Source organism: Terriglobia bacterium, assembly GCA_032252755.1.
Classification (GTDB): Bacteria; Acidobacteriota; Terriglobia; order Terriglobales; family Acidobacteriaceae; genus JAVUPY01.
In genome coordinates this window covers 1-10,288 of record JAVUPY010000095.1, presented here as the reverse complement: position 1 = coordinate 10,288, position 10,288 = coordinate 1, and the positions used below count along the sequence as shown (strand labels likewise).

Sequence of the window (10,288 nt, the reverse complement as noted above, 5' to 3'; positions counted from 1 at the left end):
GGGGACTGTCGCGCAACGGGATCAGCGGCTGCACGATGATCGGCCGAATCCTACCGGGGATGATCGAACCCCCGCCCAGCGCGACCGTGACCGAGTGTTGTATTCATCTGCGTTTCGCAGGCTCGCTGAGGTCACACAGGTCGTCTCTGCCAACTCAGGTTACGTATTCCACAACAGGCTTACACATTCATTGCAGGTGGCACAGGTCGGGCGACGTCTCGCTGAAAAGCTTGTCCTTAAGCAGCCAAGTCTCGCGAAGGATGTAGTCAACCCGGATGTCGTTGAAGCGGCCTGTCTCGCACACGACCTCGGTCATCCACCATTCGGGCACGTTGCCGAACACGCGCTGAATGAACTTACCAAGAACACTGGTGGTTTCGAGGGTAATGCTCAGTCCTTCCGGATTGTCACCACCCTCGCTTCTAGGCGCTCTGCCTATTCCGGATTGGATCTGACCCGGGCTACACTGGCAGCGATCCTAAAGTACCCTTGGTTTCGTCTCGAAAATCCCGACAAGAAGAACAAATGGGGCGCCTACGAAACCGAGCGTCCCTCGTTTGAGCACGCTCAACACCTGATGCCCGGAAAGTTTGAACGGACAGTGGAAGCGACAATCATGGATTGGGCCGATGATATTACTTACTCAGTTCACGATGTCGAAGATTTCTATCGGGCGGGTAGGATGCCGATTCATCTGCTTGCTGTCTCTGAGAAGCAATCGCCCGAGAGAGAGTACTTCTTTAGAACCGTCTTCGAGCGCAATGCATCAGATCCGGAGTTCGCGTCGAGGGAGATGCTGCAAGTGGCCTTTACGGAAGCAATAGCTCCGTACTTTCGCATCAAGACCGCCTATAACGGCTCTGCTGCCCATCGCGCTGCCCTCCGCGACTTCACTGGAGTATTGATAGGTCGATACATTAATGGCGCGACACTTCGGGAGCATGACGGCAAAATCCAGCTATATATCGACGCTGGCCCAAAAGCTGAGGTGCAAATGCTCAAGCAGTTAACGTGGACCTACGTTATTGAAGCTTCAGGCCTCGCGTCCCAGCAGCACGGACAGAGAAGGGTTGTTCAAGAACTTTTTGAGGTCTTCCGCGAATCCGCCTCAGCACCATCTCGCTGGAATATATTCCCCCAGTTCTTTAAGGAACGATTAAAGAGAGCTGAAGAAGATCCGGCCGAGACTATCAGAACATGTTTGGATTTGATTGCCAGCATGACGGAGTCGCAGGCAATCGCGATGCACGGCCGTCTGACCGGCAAGTCTCATGCCTCAAGCCTACTCGACCTCATGCATTAGACCTTCTTCGTTAAAGGAGAATTCATGCCTAATAAGGGTGCCTCGACAGAGTGGACCGAGGGATACATAGAGGGACTTCCGAGAGAAGACGATCGAATTGAACGAAAGGGAAGCCGGATATTCGACGACGAGAACAAGCTGCGAGAAGAACTCGCGAAGCAATTGTCTGCATTTGCCAATACTGGGGGTGGGAACCTAATCCTGGGTGTTGACAACCAAGGAAAGATTGACGGTGGGATTCCTATAATCCATAAGGGCCGTCAAAGTACGAAGGAATGGCTTGAAGACATCATTCCGCATCTGACGGAATTCGAAATTCTTGGTGTTGGGGTGTTGGACATACGAGGCGAAAATCCATCCAAAATCAATCCTGACAGCGCACTGTACGTGATCGAGATTCCGGACAGCGAAAGAGCTCCACACCAATCAGCTATCGACAAGTTGTATTACGTTCGTATCGGATCGAAATCGCTTCCCGCGCCCCATCGAATTGTCGAGGATATACGTAACAGAATAAGACATCCAAGGTTGGAAGTATTTCAAGTTCAGACACATCATCCGAGCTGTGACCAAGATAAGTTCTCGGTGAGGGTAGTCATCACAATCAAGAACGCGGGTAACATTGTTGTGACTCACTCTTGCCTGGGTGTAATCGCAGATAGCCTTAGATTTCACGTAGCGGGAGTACAGGGATGTACCGTCAGGGCGGGCACGGAATTCCCGGTTTTCGATGTGGCTCACACGCTCTATCCTGCGATGGTGTATGTCGTGAACATGACGGTCACGTTTGATGGCGAACTGCAAATTGGATCACCCAGCGTCCCGGGTAGTCGGAATTTTTTCGTAGACAACCGTCCTGTCTCTGAAAAGACGCTCACTTTTACGCTATATGCTGAAAGCGCTCCGGCAAAGCGGCAGAGCTTCCCCATAGCGGATTTTGGAGTCGGTGAGGCGGAGGTGCAAGAAGCCATAGTGAAGCACTTACACGAGCGGAGTCGGCATCGGAGCTCGCCGGCTGGCGGTAGCTGGATGTCGTGACGCTTAATGACGAATTACAAATGATCAGATTAGATGAAGCGATTTCCTGACCCGGAGGTTCTTGTCTCGCTGGAAGTCGAAGAACTTGCTGGCGTTTTGTTGCTGCACTAAACAGCCGGTCCGATTCTCGTGACCTCCACCACTACAATTTCTTCAATGACCTTCGAAACTCGCCACTGTATGGCCGTCGTGATGAGAGGGTGACACTTGCGCTGATGGAAGCCTGGGATTGGCTGTGCAATGAAGGATTTATAGCGAGACGAGGTGACGACATCGGGAAATCGGCGGCTTTCATCAATCAAAATCTTCCCGCGATTTAATCCGCTGCCCACGCCGGGTACTTCCTAAGGGTCAATTGCATCCGCGAATCGCGACGAGAGTCTACGGCGCATTTCTGAGGGGTGAGTACGATACCGCTATCTTCCAGAGTTTCCGAGAGGTTGAGGTAGCAGTACGCCTCGCGGGGAACTTTCCACATGATCTCGTCGGCGAGAAGTTGATGCGAGCAGCGTTCGCGTCCGCCGAGAACAATCTGCCCGCAGGTCCTTTGTGTGATACGCAGTTGCCGATTGCAGAACAGAAGGCTATGAGCCATTTGTTTTCAGGCGCGTTTGGTGTGTATCGAAACTCCACCGCACATCGTCATGTACCCACTGAAGCGGGCGAGGCGGCCGAGGCGGCCGAGGTCATCATATTCACCAGCCAACTTCTTCGCATCGTAGACAGAGTGAGACCGCCGACACCGTAGAATCCACAAAAACATCCACAAACCGGGCCGGGTTTTGTGGATACAGCACTGATTTGCACGAATGAGCAGGAATGGCGAGAGACGCGTTTTACCCGCATGAATACTGGCGTTTTCGCTACTTCTGCACACCCCTGCTATACCAGATTTACGTATTCCTAAACCGTTGGTCGGCAGTTCGACTCTGCCCAGGGCCTCCATACTTTTCAACGGTTTGCGTTCGCTTCCCATATCCGCCTCCACAAAAATATCCACAAAGCAACTCCGGTTACTGTTTCGACGCGGTTTTCGCGTCGAGTCCAAGCATTGCGAGCAGGGCCGGATTCGCTCTTTCGATGGCATCGACGGCCTTCGCCTTGGGATTCTCCCGAACACTGGTGTAGTACTCGGTCATGCTCTCATCCCAGTGACCGGCCAGCGACTTCATGACGGCCAGAGGGACGTTCTCTTCGGCGCCGGCAGTAATCGACGTATGCCGCAATTGATAGAACAGGGCATTGGGCAAACCAGCGGCCTTGCGCAGTTTGCACCATGCCGTATCCCATCCACGCTGGGGAAGGGAAGGATCGAAGCCTTCGAGCCGACGTGCATAGAGTGGGTCTTTCACTCCCCTCTCACATCCCTTGCCTTCGCAGGCGCACGTTTTGGGGCAGATGTATTCGCGGGTATGCTTCGATAGATCAGCGGGCAGCAGATAGTGTTCCGGCTTTTCGGCACCATGCTTATAGGCAAGATCCAGCAGTCGCCTAATTCCTAGTTGTGCGATTCGATTGAGGGGGATGTCACGTTCGCCTGAATCGGTCTTCGTGGTGGCCCGGCTAATCGTGATATGGGGATAGTTGCCTTCAAGGTGAATACGCCCAAGTTGCAAACCCGAAATCTCACAGGGCCGACAAGTTGTATTCGCTGCGACCAACATGACATTGAAACATACTAGCCAACGTTTGTTTCCGATGGCAGTCTGAACCAACGTATTCAATTCTTCGGTTGTGAGCGGTTTGCGACTACTGTGCTTTGAGCCACCCTCGGACAACGGTTCATATTCTCCAATCCTGTGCCACAAGTTTGCCTCTTTCATGATGTAGCTCAGACATAGCACTTCATGATTGATCGTCCGATTCGCACAACCCTCAGCCTTCCGGGAGCGACGGAATGCGCGAATATCCTGAACCTTGACGTGCTTTAGTTTCTTCTCCCCCATGAATCGCACGATGGAGTTGAGGCACGTGCGATAACTGCGCAGAGTATTCCGGCTGACATCGACAGAGGCGAGCCACCCCTGCACGGCCTGGGCGACGGTTCGCTTCGCCAGATCGGTTGGGATGCGGTTCTTCTTTAGATCGGCCTCGAAATTCTCTTTCTCGGTCTTCGCGTCCTCGCGATCTGATTTACCCGTCGATTTCTCCCGCCAGCGACCTTCGCGGTCTTGATAGCGGAACCCGTAAACACCATTACGTTTGAAAAGATGGTCACGCTTACTTTTTGCCATGCTTCGCCTCCGGACGGTTGTGCCACCAGCGCAGTTTTGCCTCTCGTTTTGCGGGACCAGCGCAGATTGATGAACAATATTTTGTCGGCTTGCGAGTCTGCGCAATGTAGTAGGGAGTGTGACATTCTGGATTTTTACAGTATCTGAATTGTTCGTGGTGCCGGTCGAGATAAACCATTGCGTCATCAAATGGCGAGGCCGCGGGAATTACTGTGAAGTCGCGTTTTGGCTCGATAAAGTTAGCGTACAGGGCTCGAATTGCGAACAGTCGCCATTGGCGAGACCTCGAATCGGGATCGCTCCAGATCAGACGTAAGCGATCCGCGAGGGCCTGCACATATTTTGGTTCGATAACATTTGGCAGGAAGTCGGGATGTCTCTGAGCGCAGCGGTCGTGCCCATTGGCAAGATCATCTAAGAACCGCTCCATCCGCGCCTTGCTCACTAGACTTTCAGTCACGCCTTTTGTTCCCTTCTATGATGTACAGTCACTAGACATCAATAAGACCTTGACGATCCAGTGATTACGCGTAAGCTTAGACCATTGCTGCTCACCATGCAACTAAATTCTTGGGGCAGCGCAAAGATTTATTAGGAGGGATTAGCGGTGGAGCAGATACAACCGAAGTGTACGAATATTCGCGGTCTACAGCGGAGGCTCGGCGGTGAGGAAGTTATTTCGCATTGGTCACTCCGCCGATTGATCAAGGCGGGGAAGATAAACATCATTCGCATCGGAGAACGCATCCTGATTCCCATTTCTGAATGCGAGCGCATCGAGCGCGAGGGGATTCGATAACCCGCGATGCCCTCGGACGCGATTACACCGGCCAACGTCGACGCAGAGCGTTCAATCCTCGGCGGAATCCTGCTCGACAACTGCCTCCAGGATGAGGCGAAGGCAGTATTGTCGCCGGAGGATTTCTACCTCGATTCCAACCGGCGGATTTATGCCGCAATGGCTGGTCTCGCCGACGGCGGGAAACCGCTTGAACTCATCTCGCTTGCGGAAGAGTTGGGGCGACGCAAGGAATTGGAATCAGTTGGTGGGGTCGCCTACCTTACGTCCTTGACCGATGGCGTTCCGCGTCGCCAGTCAATCGAGCATCACATCCGCCTCGTCAAAGAAAAAGCCGTGCTGCGATCGGCAATCAAGGGCGCCCAGCACCTTATAGCGAGCATCGGAGACGGCGGAAACCTTGCGGTCGCGGAGGGATGGGCGACCGCAATCCTCGACCGCATTCGCAGCGGCAATAAAGTCTCCCTATACCGCAAGTTCGACGATATTCCAGACGTGTTCGATGTAGATGTAAAACCTCTCGAGTGGCTCGTTTCGGGATGGCTACCACGGAAGAGTCTTACCCTCTGGGCCGGAGCCGATGGAACGGCGAAAACCTATCTGGCGAAGTACCTCGCGCTAAAAGTTGCGCTCGGTGGCGAATGGCTTAGCCGTGAATGCTCAAAATGTCCCGTCCTATTTCTCGACTACGAGAACCCCGACCACGAAGTAAAACGGCGTCAAGACAACATGGCCGGCGGTCCCGTACCAGGACTGAAGACGTGGGGCACATGGTTGGATCAGCAGCCTCCAGCGATCGGCGATCCATTACTCCTCAGGCTTGCGGAAGAAAAACAACCGCTCTTAATCATCGACCCATTCCGCTACGCGCATATAGGCGAGGAGAACGACAGTACCGAAATGATGGCGGTGATGCGCCATCTCCGCAGCTACGTGACCGCAGGTTCCACCGTGATCGTACTGCATCACCCTGCGAAGGCAGAGGGGAGCACGGGCCGGGGCTCTACGGCGATTCGTGGCGCCGTTGACATTGCCTTCCTGCAGTCGATGGATGCCGATGGTTTAATCACGCTGGAATGCGTAAAGAACCGATTCGGTGACAAGCCTCGCGTCACCATCCGCCCCGACTTTATCAATGGAACGTTTGCAGTAACCGATGCTCCGGCCGCAATCGAGCGTCGCGATGATGTCGCTGCAATTCTCGGAACTATCACAGACACACCGGGAATGAGTCAAAGCGCGATTGTCGAGAAACTCCACATTGGGCGGACGCGCGGATTCCAACTGCTCAAGCAGAACGATGGGAAGTTATGGCGATCAGAGCGCAGCATCAGGGGCTCAATCTGCTACTTCCCAATTGGCACCGGTACCAGGAGTACCAGCGGTACCGAGCAGTACCCAGTACCAGCAGTACCGGTACCAGGAGTACCCGCCTCTTTAGAGGCGGTACTCGGTACTGGTGGGGAGATTCAGCAATGAATCAGCGCATATCACCGCAGCGTTACGGCTTCGCAGCCCTACCTGGCGGCAGGGGCCAGATCTACTGCACTCATTGCCTGAAGGTATTGGCCTCTGCGCGGCTCACCGACATGCGCAAGCACAACGGATCCAGCTATTGCGCCTTCAGGATTGCAACGGGCATCTCGACCGCGGATAAGGAACGGTTAGGGATATGAGTTACAGCGCCCGCAAGCATCGCTGTTCCGTGCCAGGATGCCGCAATCGTGGTGCTGATATGCCGATTTCGAGCGAAAAAACGCGAAATTTAGGCCGTTTTCATCTCCAAAATCGCACATTTGGGCGCTTGGATTTTGTCGGAAGAGAAATTCGACTATCGCACGGTTCTGAATTTGGAAAGCGCCAGAGATTGAGATGCCCCTTACTTATCAATGACTTAGGGAGGGTATACCCCAGGGGGCACTCCAGATCTCGCCAGCATCCTGACGCAGCACCTTTCGCCACGTTTTCGCGCATTTCCACAAAATGGGAAAACGGTTTTTTCGAATTAATTTCGCGGGATTTTCTCACGCGACTTGCGAACGGTGCCGATTTAGGAACGTCACCGGGATTCTTTAGGCCCCTACGGGGCAAGGAGCAGCGATGGACGAGCAGATTAAGGAACGATTAGAGACGTTGCAGGGAATCATCGTCGGAGTCGACCTGGAGGTCAAAAGGTTGGCACGGTTTGTGGCAGCCATGTCCGAAACCCATGATCGCCACCAGAAAGCTTTCGTCGACCGACTTGGGGACCACGATATTCAAGACTCAATTCTCGCGGATCGGTGCACAGAACTGAGCGTACGAGTCCACAAGTTGGAGGCGATTCTGCGCAGCTACGGCATTGCGGAAATGCTCGAACCGCGAAGCGAGTCGCAGGGCTAGTACTTTGGTGCGTATTGAATAAAACATTTCCACCTGAAAATGTTTTGGAGCTAAGTTACAATGGAATTGCATTTTCGTAGTAGCGATTCGAGAGCACCATTCGAGCGTCACCTAGGCTCCCTGCCTACGCCGACAATCGAACCGGCAACACTCGATACTGCGAAACCCGCCGATGTACCGCTAACGCGCCGGTCCTACCACGCGAGCGAAATCTCAAAAACACATTTTGTGTGCGTTCCCACGTCTCGCGTGGGCGCAAGGAATAGTCATCATGGAAATTAAAGAGGCAGTTTTAGCGGAAGTTAAGGCACTGGAAGCCGCCGTCGAAAAGTTCAAGAACGAAGCCGGCGCCGACGTGGGCGACCTGAAAGACAGGGTTAGGGGCATCGAAGACAAGCTCTCCAAGAGCACTTTTGGGGGCGGTTCCGGCGAATTCAAGTCGGCAGGTCGTACCGTCGTGGAGAGCGATGTCTTTAAAGATTTCGCCAGTCGGGGAATGAAAGAAACCGGCAATATCTCCGTCAAAAGTTTCTTCACAAAGACCGCGATCGTTAACGCTGAAGGACTGAATCAGCCATTGGTTCAGGCTTACCGGATGCCTGGAATTGTCGGGCCGGGCCAGCAGCGATTGACGATTCGCGATTTGCTGACCGTCACCGCCACTAACAGCAACATGATTGAGTATTGCCGCGAGGCGTCTTCGACGAATGCAGGCGCAATTCAGGGTGTCGATTCGAGCCCGGCGGCTTACGAAAATGTCGCGAAGGCTGAATCGGCCATGGCGTTCGAGCTTCTGAACGAACCTGTCAGAACTCTGGCGCACTGGTTCCCCATCTCGAATCAAGTTCTCAGCGATAGCACGGCGCTTCAGGGTTATATCGACGGCCGAGGCCGTTACTTCCTCAAGCTAAAAGAGGAAGACGAACTCTTGAATGGCACGGGATCGGGCGGACATCTGAACGGCCTTATCCAGAACGCGACCGCATACGATACCGGGTATAACGCCTCTGGCGACACTTATATCGATACCCTTTCGCACGCCATAACCCAAATTAACGACAGCCTGTACGAGGCCGATGCGATTGTCGTCAATAACAAAGACTTTGAAAAGATTCGCCTGACTAAGACGGCGGGCACGGGCATTACCTCAGGAACGTACATTCTCGGAGATCCGCGGATAGCGACTCTGCCGACCTTGTGGGGATTGCCTTTGGTCTCAACGAAGTCGATTGCTGAAGGCACATTCCTTGTAGGCGCATTCCAAATGGGCGCGGTTCTCTGGGATCGTGAGCAGGCAAGCGTAGCCGTCAGCCGCGAACATTCGGACTTTTTCGTCCGGAATATGAGTGCGGTCCTTTTTGAGGAGCGTTTGTCACTGACCGTCTTCCAAAGCGATGCGTTCGCTTATGGCAGTTATCCGGCAGCGTCGTAAGTGAATCAGGGCCGGATTATCACCGGCCCTGATTTTCAAAAAAGGAGACGAGCTTATGACGAATGAGAAAAAGGACCTACGCTTCGAAATCAAGAGCATTGCAGAAGACGGCACTTTTACCGGAATGGCGGCCGTCTATGGGAATACCGACCTTCAGGGCGACGTAATCGAGCCCGGCGCATTCACGCGCACGCTGAAAGATCACAACGGCGAAATCAAGTTGCTTTGGCAGCACGATCCGAGCAAACCACTTGGCAAGGGAAAGATTACCGACACGTCCGCGGGCCTTCAGATTGAGGGCAGGCTCGCGCTGGGAATCACCGCGGCGCGTGATGCTTACGAATCCTTGAAGGCGGGAATTGTGGACGGTTTGAGCATTGGCTATGACGTGATCCGCCAGAATGCGAAAGATGGGAAGCGGTTTCTAAAAGAGCTGCGACTCTTCGAGGTTTCGCTCGTAACCTTTCCAGCTAATCCGTTGGCCACAGTTACCGCGGTCAAGAGCGAAGACGCAGAGATTGCCGAACTCAGCGCAATTGGCGGCGCCCTCTATAGGCTTAGCCGGAAAGTGAGTTGGAGATAAGGACGGCGGCACGGGCCGGGAAGTCCGAGCCTGGCCCGTGCAAGTTCTGGAGAGAGTTGACGTTGTAAGCGGTAGCTAGGGGGTTATCTTGACAAATCTGGAGAAGCAGTTAAAGTCTGAATACGATCACTACACCCAAGCGGAGCATCCGATGGCCTGTATGGCACCACCACTGAGCGTGAAACAAGCGATCTTGGAAGCACTGAGAACACGAACGTACCGCCCCATGGAGTTGATCGAAGAACTCTCCTTGAAGGGGATCAGTGATTCCGAAGTGAAAGAGGCTATTGCGCAGCTTGTGCTTGACGGGACCATCACACTGAGCTCTGAGCGAACGCTCGCAGCCGCCGAGGATAACGCGGCTTAGGGGAACTTTGGGGACTGTCGCGCAACGGGATCAGCGGCTGCACGATGATCGGCCGAATCCTACCGGGGATGATCGAACCCCCGCCCAGCGCGACCGTGACCGAGTGTTGTATTCATCTGCGTTTCGCAGGCTCGCTGAGGTCACACAGGT

The 10,288-nt window shown here is 53.8% G+C and carries 13 protein-coding genes; 9 read left to right on the top strand and 4 right to left on the bottom strand.

What is annotated here, in order from left to right:
- Window positions 1-1,303 (top strand): dNTP triphosphohydrolase (dgt, locus tag ROO76_23900; GenBank protein MDT8071212.1); only part of this gene is annotated, 1,303 nt, incomplete at its 5' end.
- A gap of 24 nt (window positions 1,304-1,327) precedes the next feature.
- Entirely contained in the window at window positions 1,328-2,341 is a 1,014-nt protein-coding gene (locus tag ROO76_23895) for an ATP-binding protein (GenBank protein ID MDT8071211.1), read from the top strand.
- Window positions 2,342-2,657: 316 nt separating this feature from the next.
- Here the strand turns inward: ROO76_23895 and ROO76_23890 are convergent, their stop codons facing one another.
- The 4 genes from ROO76_23890 to ROO76_23875 are packed head-to-tail and all read right to left on the bottom strand — an operon-like array spanning window position 2,658 to window position 5,020.
- Window positions 2,658-2,936: a hypothetical protein gene (locus ROO76_23890; protein MDT8071210.1), complete on the bottom strand. Its 279-nt coding sequence runs from the start codon at window positions 2,934-2,936 to the stop codon at window positions 2,658-2,660.
- 6 nt (window positions 2,937-2,942) lie between these two features.
- Window positions 2,943-3,341 carry a hypothetical protein gene (locus ROO76_23885; protein MDT8071209.1) on the bottom strand — a complete coding sequence of 133 codons (399 nt, stop codon included), beginning with the start codon at window positions 3,339-3,341 and terminating at the stop codon, window positions 2,943-2,945.
- A 13-nt stretch (window positions 3,342-3,354) separates the two neighbouring features.
- Complete coding sequence (locus ROO76_23880) at window positions 3,355-4,575, bottom strand: tyrosine-type recombinase/integrase (GenBank protein MDT8071208.1); 1,221 nt, start codon at window positions 4,573-4,575, stop codon at window positions 3,355-3,357.
- A complete protein-coding gene (locus tag ROO76_23875; GenBank protein MDT8071207.1) occupies window positions 4,562-5,020 on the bottom strand; it encodes a hypothetical protein in 459 nt (152 codons plus the stop codon). Before ROO76_23875 ends, ROO76_23880 begins: the two co-directional genes overlap by 14 nt.
- Window positions 5,021-5,182: 162 nt before the next feature.
- On the opposite strand from ROO76_23875, the gene ROO76_23870 reads away from it, so the two are divergent.
- The 7 genes from ROO76_23870 to ROO76_23840 all read left to right on the top strand — a co-directional run bounded on the left by ROO76_23870 (window position 5,183) and on the right by ROO76_23840 (window position 10,138).
- Entirely contained in the window at window positions 5,183-5,374 is a 192-nt protein-coding gene (locus ROO76_23870; protein MDT8071206.1) for a hypothetical protein, read from the top strand.
- A 6-nt stretch (window positions 5,375-5,380) separates the two neighbouring features.
- The gene (locus tag ROO76_23865) at window positions 5,381-6,853 is read left to right on the top strand and encodes a DnaB-like helicase N-terminal domain-containing protein (GenBank protein MDT8071205.1); all 1,473 of its coding nucleotides are present in this window, start codon (window positions 5,381-5,383) and stop codon (window positions 6,851-6,853) included.
- Window positions 6,850-7,050: a hypothetical protein gene (locus ROO76_23860; protein ID MDT8071204.1), complete on the top strand. Its 201-nt coding sequence runs from the start codon at window positions 6,850-6,852 to the stop codon at window positions 7,048-7,050. Before ROO76_23865 ends, ROO76_23860 begins: the two co-directional genes overlap by 4 nt.
- Window positions 7,051-7,474: 424 nt before the next feature.
- On the top strand, window positions 7,475-7,756 hold the full coding sequence (locus tag ROO76_23855; protein MDT8071203.1) for a hypothetical protein: 282 nt from the start codon (window positions 7,475-7,477) through the stop codon (window positions 7,754-7,756).
- Window positions 7,757-8,027: 271 nt separating this feature from the next.
- Window positions 8,028-9,188 carry a phage major capsid protein gene (locus ROO76_23850; GenBank protein MDT8071202.1) on the top strand — a complete coding sequence of 387 codons (1,161 nt, stop codon included), beginning with the start codon at window positions 8,028-8,030 and terminating at the stop codon, window positions 9,186-9,188.
- 55 nt (window positions 9,189-9,243) lie between these two features.
- Window positions 9,244-9,771 (top strand): HK97 family phage prohead protease, encoded by a 528-nt coding sequence (locus ROO76_23845; protein ID MDT8071201.1) that lies wholly within the window; start codon window positions 9,244-9,246, stop codon window positions 9,769-9,771.
- An 88-nt stretch (window positions 9,772-9,859) separates the two neighbouring features.
- The gene (locus ROO76_23840; protein ID MDT8071200.1) at window positions 9,860-10,138 is read left to right on the top strand and encodes a hypothetical protein; all 279 of its coding nucleotides are present in this window, start codon (window positions 9,860-9,862) and stop codon (window positions 10,136-10,138) included.
- Window positions 10,139-10,288: the final 150 nt, after the last annotated feature.